Raw genomic sequence first — 22,900 nt, forward strand, 5'->3', positions numbered from 1 at the left:
CTCATGTCGAGGAAGCTTCATCAAGGCTCGGGGGCTCCCCATCTCTGTCCCCTTCCGCATCGGCCTTCAGCGCTCGCGCCCGCGCCCGGGCAGGCTCGGGACGCGCGCCGTCTCCTCGGCGGCGCGCGAGGGGCGGCGCGCCTCGCGCTGGGGATCGCGACCGCCGCGCTCGCGCTGGCGGCGTGCAGCGGCGGCGAGGCGCGCGCGCCGAACCCGATGCGCGCCCTCGACGAGCGCAGGGCGATCGAGGTGATCCGCCGGGCGATGGCGCACGAGGGCGCGCAGCCGGCGCGCGGGCGCGAGATCGAGCTGACGAGCGGGAAGAAGGTGCGCGTCGATGTCGGCGTGCAGAGCCGCGCGTACGGCGTCGTCTACGTGACCGAGGAGGACGCCCAGGCGCTCGGCGCCGCGATCCCGCCGCCGAACGGCCGGGACGAGAAGCTGCGCATCGTCCGCGGCGGGCCGGACGGGGCCGTCCGCCTCGTGCTCCTCTACCAGCAGAACTACCTCTACGACGACCTCGTCGGCGAGTCGCACGAGCGCACGACGATCACCGCCGAGCGCGAGCTCACGCGCGACGTGCAGGACTTCATCACCTACGCGCGGACGCAGAAGTTCCAGTGAGCGCGCGCGAGGAGGGCGGGCCGGCGCGCCGCCGGGGGCACAGGAGAGAGCGAGACGCCGAGGAGCGCGCGCGACGCGCGCTCGGCGGCGGGGGGTTGCTCCTCGTCGCCGGGCTCGCGCTGGTCGGCGTCGGGCCGTCGGACGCGGGCATGGGGCTCACGGTGCTCGCGCTCCTGGTGCTCATCTACGGCATCCACAGCTTCGGCCGGCTGGGGACGGAGCGGGACGGACAGAGCGAGCAGGCGCGGGCTCCGTCGCGTTGAGGCTTGCGGAGCGGGGCGCGTTCGAGCAGCATCCGCCGCCATGCAACGCCCTACGCGCCAGCACCAGCACCTCACCCTCAAGGTCACCCAGAAGCAGGAGCGGAGCACCCAGAGCTCCCGGAAGCCCGGCCGCAAGCACAAGCGCTGGAGCAAGTTCCTCGCGCAGTACGCGCCGCTCGTCGCCGGCGCCGAGACGGCCGCCTCCGCCGAGAGCTGAGCTCCGGCCGCTGGCCGAGGATGCCATGGCGCCCGGCCTTCACGATTCCTTCCTAAACGTAATTTTTCAATAACATTGCATACCGGCGCAGGCCGCCTCCGCTTCCGACGAGGCGGCGGCGCCTCCGCCCGCGATCGCCGCGGTGACGCCCGTGCCGTGACGGCGGCGCCTCCGCCCGCGATGGCGGCTGTGCCGCCACTGTGCGACGCAGCCGCCGCGCCGCTGTCTCTCCATGGTTCGTGGATTTTCGTGATGGGGTCGCGCTCATCTCGCCACGTAGCCAAGAGAACACCCCCTCTCGGCGTCTGATACGCGATAGCCAGGCGGCCTGTCACCCACTCCGCGCGAGACGGGCGCGCCGGCTCCGCGCGCGCATGGCGCGCGAAAGGGCCACTCCATCTCTCGCGCAAGGAAGGATCCATGCTCACTCGTCCTCCGTCCCGCGCTGCCCGCGCTGCAGCGTCGCTTTTGTGCTCCCTCGTCGTCGGCGGCACATCGCTCCTCCCGGGGTGCCTGAGCCGCCCGATAGCCCATCAGGACACGCGCACGACTGGCACCGTCGTCGAGCGGCTCCCGCGGCGCGTCGACAAGATCGATCTCCTGTTGACCATCGACAACTCGTCGTCGATGAAGGACAAGCAGGACATCCTCGCGCTGGCCGTTCCCGACCTCGTGAGGCGCCTGGTCGACCCCCGGTGCATCGATCCGCTGAACCCCCTGGATTCGTCCCCGCCGGGGGTGAACGGCCGCTGCCCGGGCGGCAAGGAGCGCGAGTTCGAGCCCGTCGTCGACATCCACATCGGGATCATCAGCACGAGCCTCGGTAGCCATGGCGCGGACTCGTGCCCCGCGGGACCGCTCGTCTTCAACAACGACAAGGGACACCTCATCGCCCGGAGCGACAGGGACGACCACGACGACGCGGACAACGACCCGCCGACCTACCAGAACCTGGGGTTCCTCGCCTGGGATCCAGAGCAGAAGCTCAGCCCCGCGGGCGAGCCGATCCTCGACGACGGCGCGGGGCGCGGCCTGGTGCCGGCGCTGACGAACATGGTCCGAGGGGTGGCCGACAACGGCTGCGGCTTCGAGTCGCAGCTGGAGAGCTGGTACCGCTTCCTCGTGGACCCCGCGCCCTACGAGACCCTCGAGGTGGTGAACGGCAAGGCGGAGCGGCGCGGCGTGGACAAGAAGCTCCTGGATCAGCGCAAGGCGTTCCTGCGGCCCGACTCGCTCCTCGCGATCGTCATGCTGTCGGACGAGAATGACTGTTCCATCAAGGAGGGAGGGAACGCCTTCTGGGTCGCGAGGCAGAAGGACGACGACGGCGACGTTTTTCGGATGTTCGCGCCGCGCAGGGAGTGCGCGGAGAAGGGCGTGGACGACCCGTGCTGCAAGTCCTGCGGGTCGGACAGGGGCGAGTGCCCGCTGGACGAGGAGACCTGCGGACCGGATGGACAGCCCAAGACGCTCTCCCCGAAGGAGGACCCGCACAACCTGCGCTGCTTCGATCAGAAGCGCCGGTTCGGCATCGATCTGCTCTACCCGATCGACCGCTACACGGACGCGCTCACGCTGGCGCGGATCGAGGATCACCAGGGCAATCTCGTCGACAACCCGCTCTTCTCGGATCTCGACCCGGAGGACGAGAACAGCGCGGTCCGTCCGCCGGAGTACGTGTTCTTCGCGGGCCTCGTGGGCGTCCCGTGGCAGGACATCGCGCGCCAGGACGACGCGGGCCAGCCCGATCTCCGGGAAGGCAGGGACCAGGAGGGCAACCGCGTCGGCGGCTTCAAGAGCGCCAAGGAGCTGAGCGCCCCAAACGCGAGCTTCGCGAGCACCTGGGACATCATCCTCGGAGACCCGGAGTCGCGCCGGAGCCCCGGCGATCCCCACATGATCGAGTCGCCGGTCCCCCGCGAGGGCCAGAACCCGATCACCGGGACGCGCATCGCCGGCCCGGACTCGCCGGACGACGCCAACACCATCAACGGCCATGAATGGAACCCCAACCCGGGTTTCGGCGACCTCCAGTACGCTTGCACGTTTCGGTTGCTCGAGTCCGTGACGGGCGATGACTGCAAGGGCACGGAAGACCGAAACAGCCCCCTGTGCAAGGACAACCCCGACGGCACCGACAGCAACCTCCAGGTCAGCGCGAAGGCCTATCCGGGCCTGCGGCAGCTCGAGCTCATCCGGAACCTCGGGGAGCAGGGCATCGTCGGCTCCGTGTGCCCGGCGCAGCTCGAGTTCACGGAAGAGGACCGGCTCGACTTCGGCTATCGGCCGGCGATCGGCGCGATCGTCGATCGCCTGAAGACGAAGCTCGGCGGGCAGTGCCTGCCCCGCGCGCTCCAGCCGAACGAGAGCGGACAGGTCAGCTGTCTCGTCCTCGAGGCGCGGAGCACAGCCGAGGGGAAGTGCGGCTGCGACGGGCTCACGGCGCGGCGGGAGGTGCTCGACGAGAACCTCGCCGCGAAGCGGATGGTGCTCGAGGATCCGGTGGCGGCGGTGAACGGCTGGAACTGCGTCTGCGAGGTCGAGCAGCTGAAAACGCAGGACGAGCTCGCGGCGTGCCAGAACACGGTGCCTCCTGCGCCTGTCGAGGTCGGCGGCGAGAAGGTGCACGGGTGGTGTTATGTCGACCCGCGGCTCGGCTTCGGCCGAGACGAAGTCGTCGCCAAGTGCCCGTCCACAGAGCGCCGCCAGGTCCGGTTCACCGGCGACGGCGCAGCCCTGGACGGCGCGACGCAGTTCGTCATCTGCACCGGCGACACCGCCAACCAGTAGCGCGGCGCAGACTGCAGCGATCCGCTGCGCTGGCCGCGGTCGTCGAGAGGGTCGAGCTTCCGTGGTCCGGAGCGGCGCTCGGGCAGGCGCCGCTCGCCCCGAACCCCGCTTCGTGGATCTTTGCAATCAGCGCGAAGGGCCGCCTTCTCGGCGCGAAAGCCGATAGACTGCGATGCGTGGACTCCACGGCACACCCGGGCGCGGAGCGGCCTCCGTCGATTCCTCCTTCAGCCAGGTACGACCCCGAGCACGGCACGTTCGAGCTCGTGGAGACCGACGCCGAAGGCCGTCGCTCGGGCGAGTGCCACGTCTACCGCGCGAGCGACGGCTCGTTGCTCTCGCGGTGCTGGTACGCGGGCGGGGTGAAGGACGGACCGTTCACCTTGTTCCACCCGAACGGTCAACCCGGGCAGCGCGGGCGCTACAGGGGCGGCGAGCTCGACGGCGAGGTGGTGGTGTACGGCAGCGACGCCCCGACGGAGCTCAGGCTACGACCGTGCTGTGTGCCGCCCGGCGCCTGGGAGCTGCGAACGCGCTATCGGCAAGGGAGCATCCTGCGCCAGGTCTTTCATGACCGCGACGGGTACCCGATCTCCTCGGACGGCTCCCGCTGGCCCGACCAACCCGCCGGCGTCGCCGGAGAGGCCGACTACGACCACGGCTCGCAACGATGGCTGGTCCGCGAGGAGGACGAAGCTTCGGCCTCGCTCATCGACCGTTACTTCACGCGCGAGGGCAAGCCCTCTCAGGAGATCGAGATTCGGGCCGGCGCGCGTCATCGCGAGCTAGGGTACGACGCGCTGGGCCGCCCTTCCGAGGAGCGGCACTTCGATCCCCAGGGGCGCTTCCACGGCCCGTCCGTCCGCTGGTTCCCCGATGCGGACACGAGCCCTTACCTCGACCGGCGCGTGCGCGAGGAGCGCGGCCAGTATGCCCACGGTCACCCGGTCGGAGCGTTCACGGGGCTCGACGCGGACGGGGCGCCGGTGGTTCGACGCGAGCTCGGCGCGGCCCTCGACGAGGCGAGCCTCGGCGCGTCGCCCGCGCTCGCCGAAGAGGTCGCGGCGTGGGACGCCGAGCGCGTCTGGGCGCTCGCGCGAGAGCTCTTGCAGGAGGGCCGCGCGCGCGAGGCCTGCTGCGCGGCGGCCCGCGCGGCGGCCCGCGGGGGCGAGCGAGAGCGGCTCGCCGAGTTCCTGCGCGGCGCGACGCTGCAGCCGAAACCCGAGGTCGTGGAGCAACGCGGGCGAGCGCTGCTCGAGGCGTCCGACGCGACCGCGCTCGGCGTCCTGGACGAGCTCTTGCTCGGCGCCGAGCCGAGCGCGGCGTATCGCATGTTCGCCGCCGTCTTCCGGGGCTCGCGTCGCGTTGCGCTCTCGCTCGTCGAGGCGGCGCTGCTGCTCGTGCCCGAGTGCCGCTCGACCTGCATCACGCGCGCGCTCCTGCGGCTCGATCTCGGCGACACGCGCGGGGCGCTCGAGGACGCCGACCGCGTCGAGGCCGAGGCCCCCGCCGTGGCCGAGCACCTCAGGACCTTCGTGCGGCTGCTGTACCCGGAGTTTGCTTTCTGGCCGGCGCGCCAGGCCATCGATCCGGTGCCCGGCGACGCATCGGTCACGGTCGAGCTCGATCAGCCGATCGAGCAGGTTCAGCAGAAGGTCCGGCTCTACGCCACCCGCCTCCTGCGCCTGCGCGAAGCCGTGCAGCGCGGCCTGCCGGGCACGGAGCCCTGTCCGTGGCTCCCGCCCGACCTGTCGCACCTCTTGCCGGACGGGCCGGTGGAGCTCGCGCGGACAGAGACGACCTTGACCGAGGAGACCGAGAATGGCGTCGAGACCGTCGAGCTCACCGTGGACGAGGCGCTCGACCCGGGAGCCCTGTCCATCGCTCTCCTGATGCGCAGGGCCCGAGCCGAGTGGGCCGCCCTCTGCTGGCTTTGCTGGTCGGCCGGCCTCGACCAGGTCGCGTTGCCGGAGCGCATCGCGCACCGGCCCGACTTCACGGCGGCGGTCAACATGTCGCTCACCCGCTGGTTTCGCGCGCGCGACCAGCTGCAGACCGGCGGGCTCGTCAGCCGGGTGCGCGGCGTACCGGGCTTCCTCTGGGAAGGGCACGACATCGGAGGGCTCGACCCCACGCTCGCGGGCATCGCGGCCGACGAGTACTTCGAGGTGCGCTGCCTCTTCGTGTGGCTCATGTTCCGGGAGAACGTCTCCCCGTTCCAGAGCGATATCCGCGCGGAGTGAGCGCCGAGTCAGGCACCATCTCGCCACAGCCGACAGGTCGAGGCGTGGCGGTCCTGCGCGCGACGGTGCCCCCTTGAGCTCGCGTCGCGCCGATCGCTCTCAACGGTAGGCCTGGCGCCTCGCTTGCATCGGCTCCCACGCATGCATCTACACCGGATGAAGACTCCAGGTCTCGCTCACATCGCCTACCTGCTCGGCAACAAGGGTGAGGCGATCGTCGTGGACCCGCGGAGGGACATCGACGAGGTCCTCGCGGCGGCCCGGGAGAGAGACCTCGTGATCAAGTTCATCCTAGAGACGCACCGCCACGAGGACTTCGTCATCGGATCTGGCGCCCTCGCGAAGGCGACGGGCGCGAAGATAGTGAGCGGAGATCATCCGCTCTTCGGACAGAGCGACATCCGGATGCGGGACGGCGAGGAGCTCGACCTGATCGGGCTGCGCATCCGCGCGCTCCATACGCCGGGACACACGCCGGAGAGCACCTGCTATGCGGTGTTCCTCCCGGACGCGCCCGGGCGCGCCTTTGGCGTCTTCACCGGCGATACGCTGTTCATCGGGGAGGCGGGCCGGACCGACCTGCCCGACCGCGAGAAGACAAGCGACAACGCGCGACTCCTCTACGCCTCGGTGCACGAGAAGCTCCTCCCGCTCGGGGATCAGGCGCTCGTCTGGCCCGCCCACGGCTCCGGCTCGGTCTGCGGGGGCAACATCGCGGAGCGCGATGATTCCACGCTCGGCCTCGAGCGCGCCTACAATCCCGTCTTCGTGAGGTCGGCCGACGACTTCGCCCGCGCCAAGGTCGCGGAGCGCATCCCGCGCCCACCCTATTTCAGCTTGATGGAGAAGCTGAACCTCGAAGGGGGCAAGCCGCTCTCCGTGAAGCCCGGCGAAGTGCCCTTCCTGCCCCCAAACAAGTTCGCGTCGGAGTCCAAGCAGGGGCTGGTGCTCGACGCGCGCGACCCCGAGGCGTTCGCGTCGGGCCATCTGCCCGGCTCGCTGAACCTCTGGTTCGCCGGGCTCCCGGTGTTCGGCGGGTGGGTCGCGGACGAGACGACCCGGGTGTACCTTGTCGTCTCGCGCGCCGCGGACGTGGAGGCGGCGGTCCTGCACCTCGCGCGCGTCGGCGTCGATCACGTGTCCGGCGTGCTCGCCGGAGGGTTCGACGCATGGCGGGACGCCGGCATGCCCATCGAGAAGACGGGCACGACGACCCCGCGCGAGCTCCACGACGCGGGCGACGACGTCACCGTGCTCGACGTCCGCGATGATCAGGAGTTCGAGGCGGAGGGGCACATCGAAGGCGCGCGGCACATGTACGTGGGATATCTCGACGAGCACTTCGAGAAGATCCAGCCCGCGCTGCCGCGTCATGGCCGCATCGCGCTCGTCTGCAGCGTCGGGCACCGCGCCGGGCTCGCGACGAGCATCCTCCGTCGTCGCGGCTTCACGGAGGTCACCAACGTCCTCGGCGGGATGACGGCGTGGGAGAAGCTCGGTTTGCCGAGGAAGCAGGGCCCCGAGCGCACGGTGACCACCCTGGATATCGAAGGAGCGCGACGATGAGCTCGCAGGGAGGCACGCGCTGGGCACCGGAGCTCGCCGGACTCGCGATCGGAGCGCTGGAGACGTTCGCGATGGGGACCGCGAAGCGGCCTCTCGGCGTGACGTCCGCGTTCGAGACGGCGGCGAGCGCGCTGGCGCGGCGGCTCGCGCCGCAGGCCAGCCGGGTGAACGAGTTCGTGGCCAGGCGGGAGACGACGCCGAAGATCGACTGGGAGGTGCTGCTGGCCCCGGGCATCGTCCTTGGCGCGTTCCTGGCCTCGCGCGCCTCGGGCACGCGAGGCACCACGCTGCCGGACGCGTGGCGGGCGCGGTTCGGGGAGAGCCGCGGAAAGCGCTACGCCGCCGCGTTTTGCGGGGGTGCCCTGATGATGTTCGGCGCGCGGCTCGGCAAGGGATGCACGAGCGGGCACGGCATCAGCGGCACGATGCAGCTCGCGGCGGCGAGCCTCGCGTTCGACGTCGCGATCAGCGTGAGCTCCGTCTTGACGGCGAAGCTCCTGTTTCGAGGAGGTGCGCGATGAAGCGGGATCCGCTCGGAAGACTGGTGCTCGGCCTCGCGACCGGGACCGCGTTCGGGGCCTTTCTCCAGCGAGGAGGGGCCTCGGATGCCGACCTCATCATGAAGCAGCTCCTGCTGCGCGACAGCAGCATTGCGCGGATCATGTCGACCGCGGCGGCCGCCGGCTCGATGGGCACGCACGGCCTGCGCGCGGCCGGCGCGACCGAGCTCGACGTGAAGCCGTTCCAGGTACGTTCGGTGATCCTGGGCGGTGTGGCCTTCGGCGCTGGGATGGCCATCCTCGGGTATTGCCCCGGCACGACCCTCGCCGCCGTCGGCGAAGGCCGGCGCGACGCGATGTTCGGGCTGCTCGGGATGGTCGCTGGAGCGCTCGCCTTCATCCGCGTGTACCCGCACATCAAGGAGGTGGTCGAAGAGACGGACCTCGGCAAGGTCACCCTCCCTTCGGCGACGAAGACGTCCCCTTGGCCCTGGGTGGCTGGCCTCGCCGGGCTCGCGGGCGCAGCGGCGCTCGTCAGCCGCGTGCGGGCGGCGGGATGAACTTGAACGCAACGAGGACGCGTCAATCGAGGCTCATCACCGCGGTCTCGCCCCCGATGTCCAGGCGCGAAAGAAAAGATTCTACAGCCTCCATGGACAGGGGGGGCCCCCTCACCGCCAACGCAGATTCACGAACGCTGGTGAGCGCCGGGAGCCAGTCGAAGCTCGTGAGCTGACGCAAGCTCAGGAGTCTGAGCTCACCCACCTCCGCGAGGGCGTCGAACCCGTCGAGGCCCGGGCCTTCCAGCAGATGCATCTGAAAATTCGCGCCGACGCGGCGCAGGTTGCGCAGCGCGGTGAAATCGTCCGTGTGGTTGCGGAAGAGGGTCAGCGAGCCGTCGATGTGGACGAGGGAGGAGAGCGGCTCCAAAACGCCTGCCGTCGTGTCGCTCAGGTGGATCGAGCCCCGGAAGCGGGTGCATCCGGCCACGCTCGTGTAGGGCTCGATCACCAGATCGTCCGGCTGACCACACACGACCGCCTCGGCATCGGGGTCCGGCGGCTCCTTGGGAACGGCGTTCGTGAGGGACACCAGCGCGCCGCTGCGCACGTGCGACGTCGCGAAGGACTCCAGCGCTTCAGCGGTCAGCTGCGCGTTGCGCCGAGCGATCATGGAGGCGCCGATCTCCGCGAGAGCAGGAAGCCATGAGAAGTCGGCAAAGCCGCTCTGGTAGAGCCACAGCCCGGAGACGTACTGGATCGACGCCAGGCCGCGCAAGGATTCCGGCGCTCCCACGACCAGCAACCGGCCTTCGATCCGCGTCAGGTTGGACAGGGGTCCGAGATCTTCAGGAGGCGAATAGAGCAGCAAGGACCCCGCTATTTCCCTGAGATCCGTGAGCGCGTCGATCGCCTCGGGCCCGTCCAAGGCCAGCAGATGAAGCGTGCCGAGGAAGCGCGTACAGCCACGCAAGCGCTCCAGCTCGGGCGCGGGCCCGGTCGCCTCGTCAAGGACGTTCGCGCCCACCGCGATCACCTCCCCCGCCGTCCCGCAGTCATGCCCCTCGGGAGATCCCGCTTGCCCGCCCCCGGATGGCCCGGCGGCCCCGGAGCCGCCGCTGCCAGCTGTCGCGCCTCCTCCGCCGCCCGCGGCGGCGCTCGAAGCTCCCGCGGAAGCGCCGCCTGTCGCTCCGCTCGGGCCGTCGGGGGTGGTGCCACAGGCCGTAGCACCGAGGAGCAGCAACCCCACTGCACCGCTCAGCCCGCGCCGCAGCATATGCCTTTCCCCTCTTCCCCTCGCATGGTCGCTCGATTCTAACAGAGCTCTCACGCGCGAGGCACGCTGGACCGAGGCGGCGCCGGCGGGCGGGCTAGTTGCCCGCCGTGTGAGCGATCGCGAAGATGAGGTTGCGCTCGAGCCGGATCCCCTGCGGCGTGCGGAACGCCTCGATCTCCTTCGCGAGCCGCGCTCGTACCTCGCGCTTCTCCTCGGGGCTCAGGTGCGAGAGGTGGTTGCCGAACGAGCTCGACCCGCTGTGCCTCAAGATCTCGTCGACGTCGGCGGCGTGGTCGACGAAGGTGAGGATCTCCACCGTGTCGGCGATGAAGCCGGCGCGCTCGAGCAGCGCCCGGACCTCGTCGACCGTCAGCTTGTGCGGGCGATTGTCCTGGGCGTCTCTCCCGAGCTCGGCCAGCACCTTGCGCTGGATCGGCTCGAGCTGGTGCGGCTTCTCCCGCGATCCCGTGCTGAACCCGAGCTTGCCGCCGGGCTTCAACACGCGCGTCGCCTCGGCGATGGCGCGCTCCTTCTGGGCTTCGTTCAGCCAGTGAAGGACGCTGTTCAGGTACACGACGTCAAAGCTCTTGGAGGCGAAGGCGGAGAGGTCCTCGGCGCGGCCGACCGCGGTCGCGAGGTTCGCGCGGGCCTTCTGCCGGGCGATGTCGACGCGGAGCGGCAGGGGATCGATGGCCGTCACGCTGCCCTCGGGGCCGACGATCTCTGCCACGTGAGCGGCGAGCCGGCCGGTGCCCGCGCCGACGTCGAGCACACGCTGGCCGCGCCGCACGCCCAGCGTTTCGATGAGGAGCTTGCCGTGGTTGAACTGCCGGTCGCTGCCGTGCTCGTAGGCCTGGGCGAGCTCAGGGGTGTCGAGAGAAAGGCTGATGGTGGTCATGCTGGCCGCCCGAGCAGGGCCCGTGCCGACGCCCGGCGCCGCGCTGGCAGGGCCCGCGCGCCGGAGCGCCGCGCCGCCGGCGAGGACCCGGGCGCGGCAGATGGCGCTCGCCGCTGCCCGCGGGCCAGCAGGGATGCTGCTCTGGTGCTGCGCCGCGAGCAGCGTGGCCGCGCGGAGAAAGGCGGCGGGCAGGGACGGCGGCGGGTCCGGCGCGCCGGCGGAGCACCCGATGGCGCATCGGTCGGACATCGACGCGACGCGAAGACGGAGCTTGGCGGTGCGCCGGGCTGACCTCGTATCTATCTTCTATGTTGCTGCCCCCAGGTCCCCGGAGCTTCGTTCGCAGCCTGGAGGATCGCCTGCCACAAACCCAAGCACCGCTCCTGATCCGCCACGAAATCGTGCGGATCGAAGTGTGACCATCTCCCTGTCTGCACCGCCAGCTCCCGCGACAACCGCCTCCGATCCTCGACCGGGAGCGCGAGCCTCGACAGCTCTTGAAGCGACACCGATGGCGCGTACTTCTGCCCGCGCCGCAACCGATGTTTCAGGTCAAAGCTCGCCCGGTGCTCCGACCAGTACGCCCGCCAGCGCGCAGGATCCGTGGACGGCACACCCAGCGTCTCCTTCGATCCGACCGGCGCGCGATCGCGCGGATCACCCACCAGCTCTCCGAGCGGCCGACGTCCACGAAACGGATCCGGATCGACCACCACCACGTCCTGCAGCTCCGCCGCGTCGACCTCCGTCTCCTCGACGAGGTCCGCGCCGAGCAGCCGATCGAGCGCGGCGCCGGCGGCGAGCGCGACCTCCTTCGCTGCGCACTCCAGCAGATCCAGCAGGCTCGGGATCGCCTCCACGAGCCCAGCCCACCCGACCGCCTCGACCGCCGATGGCGTTGGAGAGCGCTGCATTCGCTCGAGCAGCCACCAGGCGTCCTCCTCGCCGGCGACCAGCGCCAGCGGCACCAGCGCCCGGTCCCCGAGCGCTCCTTGGGCAGCCCTGCGCGCGGCCTCGGCCGCTCGCCCGTGCGCCGCGATCAACATGGCATCGAGCCCCGTCTCCTGGACGTCGAGGCTCGCGTGCGCAAGCGCCCGCTCCAGCGCCCGGTCGAAGCCCGGATGTCTCACCGCAGCGAGCGCAGACAACCCGTGCGCGAAGATGCGGGTGTCCTCTTCATCGCTCAGCGCTTCGAGCTCCGTGGGCGTGAGCCAGCCGCGGTAGGCCAGCAGCTCCACGGCGATCGCCCGGCACCCGCGCTCGGACGACGCGGTCAACGCCCGCAGGCTGCTCGGCAGGCACGGGCTCCGCGCGAGCTTCATGGCCGATACGAACGCCCCGGCGACGACCGGATCACCTGGGCCGAACCGGAAGAGCACCCGCTCGGCACAGGCGAGCGTGTCACGCCCCTCGATGCACCCTCCGATCATCGCGGCGGCAAAGACGCGCATCGGATCGGCGGTCGGCGCATCCATCGCCAACGGCTCGATATGCGCGATCGCCGTCGGACCGAGCGCGGCCAGCGCGTCGATGGCAGCAACCATGCGTTGCTCCAGAGCTCGGCATGAACGCCAGTCGTCCCCAGGGAGCGGCGCCCGCTGGATTCCGAGCATCCCGATCTCCTCGAAGCACACCCGCGACCAGCGGCGAACGAAGTCCCCCTCCGACTCCGCGGCCGGCGGCGCGAACGCGAACCCGGGAGGAGCCGCTTCTCCAGCCGAGACCGGCTTGACCGGCCTCGGTGCTGGCCTGGCAGGACGAACGAGCGCCATCCTCCGCTCCGTCGCCAGGCGGCGCATCGCCTCGGCCATGGTCGCGAGCTCCTCGAAGGTCCTCGGCTCCGCCGGCGCGGGCTCGGGCTCTTCAGCCGCAGGCTCAGGCACCTTCGGCGCGCGAAACGACGGCACGAGCGAAGCCCGCCCGACGACGTGCAGCGGCGGACGATCGACGCCCGCGCGAAGCAAGGGAGCGCTCGGTCCGGCGAGCGACGCAGTGGAGAGCCGCTCCTCGGCGGCGACGAGCGCCGCGCAGGCGTCCCGGAGCGAAGCGAGCATCCGAGGCAGACCCGCCTGCGCCAGGAGAACAGCCGCCGCCCATACATGCCCGTGCGCGCGCCCCACGGCCGTTCCACGATCAGCACGACCGTCAAACGCATCGTACAGCGCGCCGAGGCCGCTCTCGAGCTTGCGCGCGGCCGGCGTGAGGTGGGCGCTCGGCTCACGCTGTCCTTCGATGAAGCGCGCGACCGCGTGAATCAGTGAATGCGCGCGCTCCCAATGCATGACCCAGGGCGCATCGGCGTCGCAGGCGGCGAGATCGTCGGACATGCGCGGCCGCCTTACCTGAACCGTTCCCTGCTCACGTTCCCTGCGAGAGCGGCGCGTCTGCCGCGGATCGACATGGTCAAAGTCCTCCCTTGTTCAAGAATCCTGGGCTCCCGGTGGTCCCCACCATCCCGAGCTCCACGAGCACGATCGGCGCCCCCATCACGATGAACGACGGTCCGCCCGTGTTGAGGCTGACCACCTCCTTCATCGTCCCTGGCTCGTTGCCGTGACATGCCTTGAAGCTCGAGCCCACCGTCAGGATCTTCGCTCCGCCCATCTTCGTTCGTACCGGCGCGTTCTTGATGCCTTCGGCCGAGCTCGCGAACACCGGATAGGGCACCGGGATCGGGCTCGGCGCGGCCGGCGTCGTGCACACGCTGACCGCCAGCGGGACCATCTGGTGCCCTGATTTGGCCGTGATGCAATCCATCATGCAAGCTGTGATGCTCATGCTGCCCCCTCTCCCTCCGATGTTCGCGCTGCGCTCGCGAGCACCACCGCGGCCCGCGCCCCGCCGTCGTTCCCGGCAGCCGCGATCGCCACAGGCGACGGCGCAACCCCGTGCTCCCACGCGGTGGCTGCGATCGCGACGAACAGCGGCATCGCCGCGGCGCCCAGATAACCGATCCGCTGCGCTGGAGACTCGATGACATACGGGCGGCCGAGCACATCCTGTAGCCTCACGAACGCCGCCTGCCACTCGCGGAGCCGCCGCATCTCGCCCGTGAGATCGGTCAACATCCACCCCGCCGTCTGCCCAGCCCGCGCCAGCGGCTCGGCCGCCTGCCGCGTCGCGCTGGTCAGCCCGAACGCCTCGTAGGCGGGCGCGTCGTCGTGGGGCCCGGCGCGCTCATGCCCGGTCCCCACGCCGACCACGCGCGCGACGGTGCGGAGCCTCCGCCGGTCCGCGTCCGCGTCGCGCATCAGCGCGAAGAACGCCGCCCCCTCCCCCGGGATGCGCGCGTCCAGGTTGTCGGGAGAGAAGAGCCGCCCGCTCTCCTCGAGCGCTGCAATCGCACGCGGGTCGTAATCGCTGTGGACGCCGCCCAGGATCACCGCGTCGACCTGCGTCGAGGAGAGCGCGTTCAGCGCCTCGAGCAGGAGCGGCCCCTGCGCCGCCTCCCCGCCTGCGACGATCTCCACCGTCGCCGGCGTCAAGCGCTTCACCGCCGCCGCGAGGAGCTTCGTCGCCGTGGGCGCGTCCGGAACTCCTTCATCCAGCGCGAGCCGGACCATGATCTTGCCGTCGCCGATCCGCGAGGCGACCTCGTCGAACGCGGGCGCCGCGAGCAGGACGAGCCGCTCCGGCCCCACGATGCGTGGATCGATCGCCGGCACGAATCCCATCGTGATCGCCTCGCCCGCCGAGCTCGCGAGCGGCGCCTCGGCGACGGCCGGGAAGCCCGCGCGCAGCAAGAACCCCGTCTGCCGGGCGTTCAGCCCGATCGGCGTGCGTGCCCCGACCGCGACGACCCCGACCGCGCTCACTCGGCCTCCATCTCGGTCACGACGATCTCGACGTCCCTCATGCGCCGCGGCGCCTGGAACGACGCGCGCCACACGAGCTCGACGACCACGCCTGGAGGAGCGAGCGCGTCGATCAGGACCGTATCGAGCTCAGGTAAAAGCATCTCAGGCGCGCGCCCCCTGGTCTTCATGGCGACCGCCACGGCGGTCCTGGGCAGTCGAAATACCATCGTTCCCTGACCCGGCATAAGGTTGAGCAGGACCACCTCTTCTCCACCACGCACCGCCGGCGTCGCGACGAGCCCCGGTGAGGCGCACGAATTGGCGCGATCGTCGTGGTCCAGGGGCAAGAGAGGCGCGCGCTGCCTTTGCCAGGCAGCATCATAGGTCCCCAGATATCGCCGCCGTGGCTGCCAGTGACGACCAATCGCGCCGAGCCCTGCAGGCGCCGGGCGCGTGCTCACCGAGCGGATGAGATCGGCCGGGTCCTCGATGAACGGTGCGGGCTTGTGCGTGAGCGCTTCCGGGTCGCGCGCGATCCCCATCCCCACCGGATTCCTGGGCTCCTCCACAGGGCGCGACGGATCGCTCCGATCGAGCCCGCCCCACGCGTAGTCGTACCGCACCTCGATACCGGTCGTGGGGCGCGGCTTCGAGAGCCCGGCGCCGTTCGCCTCCCAGACACGTAATCCGAAGATCCGGACGACCTTCTCCAGGCTGCCGAGCCGCACGCCGGCGTCGAAGAAGGGAACGGCCCGTCCGTCGGGCGCGTGCGCCGCCGCCACCACGAGGACGTCCGTGCCCGGCTTGGCGACGCACAGATCCGCAGGATACTTGATGCTGCTCTTCTCCGGATCACCCCACGGCACGTCGGCGCTGCGGATCCGGCGCTGCTCCGCTCTGTCCGAGATCTCGAGCTCGCGCTGCCCCTCGGCCGAGACGAACGTCGCCTTCACCACGACGACGAGGCGCTCGCCTTCCTTGCCGACGAGCAGGAACGGCGCGGCGACGAAATCGGTCCTGTTGTCCACACGCGGCGCATCCATGGCTGCCTCACAGCAACGATACGTTGCGCTTCAACCTCACGTTCGGCGCCGTGATCGTGACGAGCCCAGCCTTGATTGTGACCCCTCCGCCGTCGATGACCACCTCGCTCGGGCCGCATTTGAACACGATGGCCCCCGCGGCGTCCACCTTGTGAAAAGCCCCGATGAACATGCCCTTGCCGCCCGCCATCACGGCGTGGGAGCCGCCGATCCTGTCGACCACGGCGCCGCCCACCATCGTGGTCCGACTACCGCCGACCGTCTCCGCCTCCGCCGCGCCGCTCACGACGACAAGGCCGGCCGCCTGCTCCGTCTTGTCGGCCAGGCACGTCTCGGCCCGCGTACCGGCGACGAGCTCGATCCGCGCAGCGCCGATCCGCTGCGACCGCGCGCCCCCGACCGTCGTGTGAATGCCGGCTGCCGCGATCGTGGCCTTCATGCCCCCGACGGTCTCGTCGTGCGTCGAAGCGCACACGTTCACGGAGTGCCCCGGTCCGGCAGCGCTGTCCGATGCCGAGCTGCTCGCCGATGCGCCCGCATCCGTCGCCCCGGGGGTGCCCGAGGGGCCAGCGCCGCCGTCCGCGCCAGCGCCCGACGCATTGCCAGGACGCGCCGAACCGGCGCTCATCGCCCCTCCGAGCAGCGCGTCGAACCAGCCGGATCCGTCGCCCGAAGCCGCTGGCCCGCCGGCGGCTGCCCCGAGGGACGCGCCGAACGCAGCGGGCGAGGGCAGGCTCGCCACCGCGTCGAGCGCCTTCGTCGTGGCGGCCATGTCCCCGACGTTCATGGCGTCCATCGCAGCTCCCAGCTCCCCGAGCTGTCTCTCCAGCGCGTGTACTGGCACCATCATCTGGTTGACCTTCGCCACGGCGGTCCGGTCGAGCGCCGCGAGCGCGCGGCGCGCCTCCGCCTTTGCCGCCTCGGTCGGCGCGTTCGCGGCGAGAGCCAGGAGCGCGCTCACCGGATTGCCGGTCATCTCCTTCTGCGCGCCGCCCACCGTCGTCACGCTCGCCCCCGCCGCGGTTAGCCCATAGACGGCGTTCACCTGCACCGACCGATTGCCGGCCACGCTCGTCGTCTGCGCGCCGTCGACGGTGGCCAGGTAGCCGTTGGTCACCTGGATCTTCTGATCTGCGCCCACGGTGAGCCGCGCGTCGACCTTGACGCTCTTCGACTCGTTGACGCCGGTGGAGCGCGTCTTGTTGTTCGCCGTCGCGAGCGTCGTGTTGCGCTGGGACCTGATGCTGATCTCCTCGTGTCCAGCCCTGTCCTCCAGGCGGATCTCGTTCGCGCCCGAACCGCCCGGCGACGAGCTCGTCCGCAGCGCGCTGCGCGACTTCGCGTCGGGCAGCGCGTAGGGGGGCCTGAATCGGCCGTTGAAGACGCGCCCCGTCACGACGGGTCTGTCGGGGTTTCCTTCGAGAAACTCGACGATGACCTCCCACCCCACCCGTGGCAGGAGGATCGCCCCGCTCGCCTGCGGCTGCGCCACGCGGATCCAGCACGACGCCGTATCATCGCTCTCGCCGTGGCGATCCCAGTGAAATTTGACCTTGCACCGGCCGTGCGCGTCCGTGTGGATGTCCTCGACAGGCGCGCCTTTCGGCGCGACGACGACGGCCGTCTGCGGGCCCTCGATGATCGGCGCCGGCGTCCGCTGCGGGCTGCGATAACGGACGTTCCTCGGAACGCTCGTGGCGCGGACGAGGTACATCCCGTCGCGCAGCTCGTGCACAGCCGCGGTGATGAAATGGTCACCGTCGAGCTCGTCGGGGGCGTCGACGAGCGTGAACCACCGGCCCGCGGTGAGCCGCGCGCAGTCGGAATCCAGCGTGAAGCAGGCGCGCTCGGCCTGGAGCGCCTCCAGCCGAACCCGGGCGAGCCGCTCCCCCTCGCGTCGCTCGGTGTACCGCCCCGGAACATCGTACACCTCGAGCTCGGCGTCCGTGTCCGCCGCCGCGGTCACCGTCTGGTCGATGTCCGGCGCCTCGAAGTCGTAGTCACGCAGGACCACCTTGCCCGTCGCCGTGCGGCATCGCCGGACGAGGACGCAGATCGCGTCCTCGACGCCGTCGAGCCCAGCGTCGAGGCGGTAGGGTACCTCCTTGTTCCCGTCGATCGGGTCGCTCGCCGTGCTGTCGTCCTCGAAGACGACGATCTCGCCAGCGTCGCCGGCTTCAGCGTGAAAGGTGATGCCCTCCTCCTCGAGGAGCCGCGAGACGAACGCCAGCGAGCTCTCGTTGTACTGCACGCAGTACGCGCGCTTCGGATAGCTGCTCACGAGGCGCCACGACTGGCGCTGTTCGTCGATACCAGCGCCTCGCAGCACCGCAGAGACGATCTCCTTCACGTCCTGGTCCTGGAAGATGCGGCAGTCCACCTCGCGCTCGAGCAGCCCCATCCACGAGGTGAGGTGGATCCGGTACGAGGTGCCCCGAACGCCGTCGTTCGCGGGCGTCGCGGCGATCTCGACATCGGTCACCACCCCGTGCATCTCGTGCTCCGGGCCTCCCCGACCGAAGGCGAGGTACGCGGGGCTGCCGAGCAGCTCGTCCGGATCGACGTAGATCGCGGAGCGAAGCTCGACCTCCGCCGTGGTGACGAGGCCGAGCCGGCGCTCGACCCGGAACCCGATGACGTCCCGCGACTCGATCGCCTCGGCCCGGAAGAGCGTGATCAGCGTCCGCGGTGCCATGGCTCAGTTCTCCTTGATGACGCCCAGCTCGTCGCAGTCGCCGTCGAACGTGATCGTGACACCGGCGAGCGACACCGACGCTGGGGTCAGGGTGATCGTGGACGCCCCCATGACGACGCTGAGCGAGGTCTGGGCCTCGAACACGACGTTCGCCGCCTTGACGATCTGCGCGCCTCCCGCGACTTCGAGGAGATCCGCCTCGCTCACGTCCTGACGGTCCCCGGCGACGACGTTCAGGATCGCGCCGGCGGCCTTCTGGCTCAAGCTGGTCCCGATCTCGACGGCGCGGCCGCCGCCGGCGAGGATCACCTTGGCCGCTCCCGCGGCCTCGGTCCGGCTCCCCTTCACCGTCACGGTCCGGTCCGAGGCGGTCATCTCGATCAGCGCCGCGCCGACCGTGTCCTCCATCGTGGCCATGGTCGCCTCGTCGACAGAGCCAGCCGCGAGATCGATCTGCGCCCCGCCGATGGCCAGCGTCGAGCTCCCCGTGACGGTGCGCTTGTGATCCCCGCCCGCCTTGACATCGCGGCTGCCACCGACGGTGAGCGAATGGCTGCCGACGTCATCCACCATGAACGTCGAGGCGCGCACCTTCTGATCGCCGCCGATCGCGAGCTCCTGGTTCGCTCCGACAGCGGCGGACATGCAGTCGGTCACCGCCAGCGAATGGTTGGCAGCGATGGAACGCGACTCGCTGTTCCCGATGCTCTCCATCACGTTATTTCCCGCATGGACCGAGCCGTCCCGGGACGCGTTCATGAACATCTCCTCGGCGCCCGCCCGGTCGTCCATGCGGATCTCGTTGGCCGACCCGCCGCCCGGGGAGGTGGCGGTCTGCAAGGCCATCCGGGTCTTGTGAGCCGGCAGCGGATACGGGGGCGGAGACGCGGCGTTGTACAACCGCCCTCCCACGAGCGGCTGATCGGGGTCGCCGTCGATGAAATCGAGGCACACCTCCCAGCCCACGCGCGGCGTCAGCATGCCGCCACCGAGCGGGAGCTGGCTCGTCCGGATCCACGCGCTCGATGAATCGTCGGGCTTGCCACGCCGATCCCAAGGCATCAAGACCTTCACCCGACCGTGCTGATCGGGGTGGATCTCCCGGCCCGGCGGTCCCGTCGTCACGGCCGACTGCGCGCCAGGGACCCTTGCCGCCCGCGGGGCTCGCGGGGGACGATAAGCGATCTTCGACGTAGGGATCGCGCGGAACGCGATGCGTCCCCCGCGCCGGCTCGCGCCTCCGTGCGCGTGGGTAGTGGGGCGCGCCTCCAGGGCGATATCGACCTCCACGAGCAGGTACTCCTGATTGAGTGGCTCGTAAGGATGGTCCGTCAGCGAGAACCTGCGCCCGGGGCGCACCCGAAGGGTGTTCGTCGTGCCGCTCGCGAGGACGCGCCGGGCGCGGAGCGACTCCAGGAGCACCCTGGCACGACGGTCGCCCACAGCCGGCTCGGTGAACCTGCCAGGGTGCACGTACACTTCCAGCGCTCTCTCCTGGTCGTCGTCCCCTTCGGCCGTGGCGTCCAGCTTGACCCTGGGTCGCTCGAAATCATGGTCTCGCAGGTGCACGCGCCCCGGCGCCATCGTCCTGTCGCAGGCGATGGTGGTTATCGCATCGCGCGTCGTATCGAGCCCGTCTGCCGGACGGAACACCAGCTGATTCCCCCCATCGATGTGCTCGGGCTCGGTGTCGAGGAAGGTGACCGTGTCGGCCCCGGTGCTCGAATCGACGAGAAAGGAGATCCCCTCTTCCGCGAGCAGCCGCCTTGCAAAGTCGAGATCCGTCTCACGGTACTGCGCCGTCGTCCGTCGGTCCGGGTAGCTCTGCGTGAGCTGCCAGCGCTGCGCCGACGCGGGGATGCCCGCGCCAGCGAGGACCTCCTTCACGATGTCGGGAGCCGACATGTGCTGGAAGATCCGGCAGTCGGCGCGCTGGGTGAGCCGGAAGAGCCTGGGACGCGCGACGAGCCGCGTCCCGGTCTCCTCCGTGCCCCGCGCCGTGGCGCGCTCTGCCTCGACGACATAGCCGGCCAGCTTGTGCTCCTCCCGGCCCTCGCGGCGCGACAGCGTGATCAGGAGCGGCTTCCCCAGCAAGGTGGCCGGCTCAGGCCCCCCGGCGCGGTCGGTGATCTCGCACCGGAGCGAGCCGACGTCATCGAGCGCCTCGTGCGCTTCGAGCCAGAGGAGGGGGAACCGGACGCCGTCTATCGTGAGCTCGTGCTCGATGTCGATGGTGTCTGCCACGGTGTCCGTCCCTCACCCGATCTTGAGGCTCGCCGCCTGCCGGACGATGAGCGCCGCGTTGATGGCGATCTTCGCGCCCTGGAGCGTCATCGGGCCCCCGTCGAGCTTGATCGCGCTCCCGCCGCCGTGGAACCTCCCCACGCCACCCGCGAGGACGATCTGCGGCGCCTCGACGATGTAGTCGCCGCCCGCGTCGCGCAGGTGGAGCCCTCCAATCAGCTGCTTCACGGAGCCGGCCTGCGTCGAGAGCGCGCCCACGCTGTGTATCTCTCCCGCGGACGACGTCTGATCCTTGCTCGTCGCGACGCTCTCGACGCTCGTGCCGGCGACGAGCTGCGCGATGAGCGCCCCTGCCGTCTCATCGTAGGTCGAGAGCATGTTGTCATCGATCGAGGCGAGCGAGACGCTGGTCTGGACCGAGCCGACGTCGCGGGTGAAGGCGCCGGTGATCTGCTGGCGGACGCCGCACGAGAGGGTGATGTGGTCCCCGCCCACGGCGTAGTCGCGCGCCCCGCCGACCTTCTCGACGAGATCGGCGCTCGCGTGGACCTGGTCGTCGCCGCTCACGGAGACCGTCTGCGCGCCGGCCACCTTGATCTGGAGCGCATTGCCGACGTCGATCGACTGGTTCGCGCCCACCGTGACGGACTCGTTCGCGCCGATGGATACCGCGTAGTTGCTCCCGACGCTGTGCTCCTCGTCGCCCCCCACGGTCTCGTCCTTGTCGTGGCCGGTGGCGATGGCGAGGTCCTTCTTGGCGGAGATGGAGAGCCCCTGGCTCCCGGCGGTGTCGCTCATCGTGATCTCGTTGTGCCCGGCGCCGCCCGGCGTGGACATGCTCTTCAGCGCGCTCCTGGCGGCCGCGCCGGGCAGGGCGTAGGGCGGCGTGTCCTCCGCGTTGAACGTGCGCCCGAGCACGAGGGGGCGATCCGGGTCGCCGTCGAGAAAGCCCACCGAGACCTCCCAGCCGACGCGAGGCAGGATCATCGAGCCGCCGAGGCCGAGCTGCGATACGCGCAGCCAGGCGCTCGACGTATCGTCCTGCTTGCCCGAGCGATCCCACAGGAAGCGCACCTTGACGCGGCCGTACGTGTCGACGTGGACGGCCTGGGGCTCGCTCGACGGCCCGGTGACGATCGCTGTCTGGACGCCGCCGACCCGCGGCTTCTTCGTGCGGCGAGCCGGGGCGAACGGCGCGTCCTTCGGTATGGCGGCGAACTCGTTCTCGCACGCCTCTGCGCCGAGGCGGCCTCGCGATCGGAGCTCGGCGACGACGAACTCTCCGTCCAGGAACGGCTCCGCCGCCCCCTCGATCGCCATCGGTGTACCACACAGGAGCCCCGCTGCGTGTGTCTTGCCGCGGGAAACGTCCATGTCGCCCCGGAGAGAGCTCAGCCGCCGCGCCGCCTTCCGTGCGCCTTCGGTGCCTGTGGTGAACCCGCCGGGGTACTCGACGTGGTGAATGGCTCGGTTGCCGGGCGCCGCTGCCGAGGCAGCGGGAAAGACGTCAGGCTTCTCGAAATCGTAGTCGCGCAGCGCGACGCCCGTTGTCCTCAGGGCCTTTCTCCGGCGCAGATCGAGCACCGGCCGGGCCTGCGCGCGCGCGCCCTGCCGGACGGAGAGCAGCACCTCGGGCACCCCGTCCTGCGGCGCGAAGGCCGCCGGGTCGTCACCGAGGACGAGCCTGTGCCCGTCCGGGCCGTGGAGGAAGAAGTAGAATACGCCCTCCTCTTCGAGGAGCCGGTGAACGAAGTCCAGCTCTGTCTCGCGGTACTGGCACAGGAACTCGCGAGGCGCGTAGCTCTGCCGGAGCCGCCATTCGACGCCGCTGTCGACGCCGGCGTCGGCGAAAACGGTCTTGACGACATCGATCGGGCTCATGTCCTGGAAGATGCGCGAGCCCTCGCGGTGCTCGAGCGCGGCAAGGGCGGGCCGGAGCCGGAGGTGAAAGCGGTACTCGCCAGCCTGGTACTGGAGGAAGCCGACCCGGTCCGGCAGGCCGTCGTAATACCGGACGCCCCCGTGACCATCATCGACCTCGAGCAGCATCCGGCGCTGGAGGCACGCATCGACACGAAACGATGGATCGCTTGTCGAGATCTCGACGCGGACGGCGTACGGCAGCGAGATCGCCTCGTGCGCTTCGTAGGAGAGGACCCGGACGTCGCCGGGCAGACCGCCGCTCCTGAGAATGATGTGGCCGAGCGTCCCCTCCATCAAACGCGCCCTCCAGCTCCCGGAACC

At 70.4% G+C, this 22,900-nt stretch carries 17 protein-coding genes; 8 read left to right on the forward strand and 9 right to left on the reverse strand.

The genetic code is table 11. From position 1 onward, the window contains the following. Positions 1-3 precede the first annotated feature (3 nt). The 8 genes from WMF45_RS31550 to WMF45_RS31585 all read left to right on the forward strand — a co-directional run bounded on the left by WMF45_RS31550 (position 4) and on the right by WMF45_RS31585 (position 8,763). Positions 4-624 carry a hypothetical protein gene (locus WMF45_RS31550; RefSeq protein WP_437708749.1) on the forward strand — a complete coding sequence of 207 codons (621 nt, stop codon included), beginning with the start codon at positions 4-6 and terminating at the stop codon, positions 622-624. Further along, on the forward strand, positions 621-887 hold the full coding sequence (locus WMF45_RS31555) for a hypothetical protein (protein WP_437708750.1): 267 nt from the start codon (positions 621-623) through the stop codon (positions 885-887). Before WMF45_RS31550 ends, WMF45_RS31555 begins: the two co-directional genes overlap by 4 nt. 40 nt (positions 888-927) lie before the next feature. After that, positions 928-1,104 carry a hypothetical protein gene (locus WMF45_RS31560; protein WP_437542522.1) on the forward strand — a complete coding sequence of 59 codons (177 nt, stop codon included), beginning with the start codon at positions 928-930 and terminating at the stop codon, positions 1,102-1,104. Positions 1,105-1,524: 420 nt separating this feature from the next. Then, positions 1,525-3,894 (forward strand): hypothetical protein, encoded by a 2,370-nt coding sequence (locus tag WMF45_RS31565; protein ID WP_437708751.1) that lies wholly within the window; start codon positions 1,525-1,527, stop codon positions 3,892-3,894. Positions 3,895-4,070: 176 nt separating this feature from the next. Further along, positions 4,071-6,137: a toxin-antitoxin system YwqK family antitoxin gene (locus tag WMF45_RS31570; protein WP_437708752.1), complete on the forward strand. Its 2,067-nt coding sequence runs from the start codon at positions 4,071-4,073 to the stop codon at positions 6,135-6,137. Between the two features lie 156 nt (positions 6,138-6,293). Beyond that, positions 6,294-7,703, forward strand: a complete 1,410-nt coding sequence (locus WMF45_RS31575) for an MBL fold metallo-hydrolase (protein WP_437708753.1) — start codon at positions 6,294-6,296, stop codon at positions 7,701-7,703. Continuing rightward, the gene (locus tag WMF45_RS31580) at positions 7,700-8,224 is read left to right on the forward strand and encodes a YeeE/YedE thiosulfate transporter family protein (protein ID WP_437708754.1); all 525 of its coding nucleotides are present in this window, start codon (positions 7,700-7,702) and stop codon (positions 8,222-8,224) included. The genes WMF45_RS31575 and WMF45_RS31580 overlap by 4 nt, the downstream gene beginning before the upstream one ends. Then, a complete protein-coding gene (locus WMF45_RS31585) occupies positions 8,221-8,763 on the forward strand; it encodes a DUF6691 family protein (RefSeq protein WP_437708755.1) in 543 nt (180 codons plus the stop codon). Before WMF45_RS31580 ends, WMF45_RS31585 begins: the two co-directional genes overlap by 4 nt. A 22-nt stretch (positions 8,764-8,785) precedes the next feature. On the opposite strand, the gene WMF45_RS31590 is transcribed toward WMF45_RS31585, so the two are convergent. From WMF45_RS31590 to WMF45_RS31630, 9 genes are all read right to left on the reverse strand, one after another. After that, positions 8,786-9,730: a hypothetical protein gene (locus tag WMF45_RS31590; RefSeq protein WP_437708756.1), complete on the reverse strand. Its 945-nt coding sequence runs from the start codon at positions 9,728-9,730 to the stop codon at positions 8,786-8,788. Positions 9,731-10,073: 343 nt separating this feature from the next. Further along, positions 10,074-11,126: a class I SAM-dependent methyltransferase gene (locus tag WMF45_RS31595; protein ID WP_437708757.1), complete on the reverse strand. Its 1,053-nt coding sequence runs from the start codon at positions 11,124-11,126 to the stop codon at positions 10,074-10,076. Between the two features lie 50 nt (positions 11,127-11,176). Then, positions 11,177-13,204 carry a hypothetical protein gene (locus tag WMF45_RS31600; RefSeq protein WP_437708758.1) on the reverse strand — a complete coding sequence of 676 codons (2,028 nt, stop codon included), beginning with the start codon at positions 13,202-13,204 and terminating at the stop codon, positions 11,177-11,179. 76 nt (positions 13,205-13,280) lie between these two features. Then, entirely contained in the window at positions 13,281-13,655 is a 375-nt protein-coding gene (locus WMF45_RS31605) for a PAAR-like domain-containing protein (protein WP_437708759.1), read from the reverse strand. Next, positions 13,652-14,692 carry a beta-ketoacyl synthase N-terminal-like domain-containing protein gene (locus tag WMF45_RS31610; protein ID WP_437708760.1) on the reverse strand — a complete coding sequence of 347 codons (1,041 nt, stop codon included), beginning with the start codon at positions 14,690-14,692 and terminating at the stop codon, positions 13,652-13,654. The genes WMF45_RS31605 and WMF45_RS31610 overlap by 4 nt, the downstream gene beginning before the upstream one ends. Beyond that, a complete protein-coding gene (locus WMF45_RS31615; protein WP_437708761.1) occupies positions 14,689-15,717 on the reverse strand; it encodes a DUF2169 family type VI secretion system accessory protein in 1,029 nt (342 codons plus the stop codon). Before WMF45_RS31615 ends, WMF45_RS31610 begins: the two co-directional genes overlap by 4 nt. Positions 15,718-15,724: 7 nt before the next feature. Beyond that, positions 15,725-18,412: a type VI secretion system Vgr family protein gene (locus tag WMF45_RS31620; RefSeq protein WP_437708762.1), complete on the reverse strand. Its 2,688-nt coding sequence runs from the start codon at positions 18,410-18,412 to the stop codon at positions 15,725-15,727. A 3-nt stretch (positions 18,413-18,415) separates the two neighbouring features. Continuing rightward, a complete protein-coding gene (locus WMF45_RS31625; protein WP_437708763.1) occupies positions 18,416-20,656 on the reverse strand; it encodes a type VI secretion system Vgr family protein in 2,241 nt (746 codons plus the stop codon). Between the two features lie 12 nt (positions 20,657-20,668). Beyond that, positions 20,669-22,873: a type VI secretion system Vgr family protein gene (locus WMF45_RS31630; RefSeq protein WP_437719600.1), complete on the reverse strand. Its 2,205-nt coding sequence runs from the start codon at positions 22,871-22,873 to the stop codon at positions 20,669-20,671. Between the last annotated feature and the right edge of the window lie 27 nt (positions 22,874-22,900).

Origin of the sequence: Sorangium sp. So ce448 (assembly GCF_051520915.1) — a bacterium.
Taxonomy (GTDB): Bacteria; Myxococcota_A; Polyangia; order Polyangiales; family Polyangiaceae; genus Sorangium; species Sorangium cellulosum_B.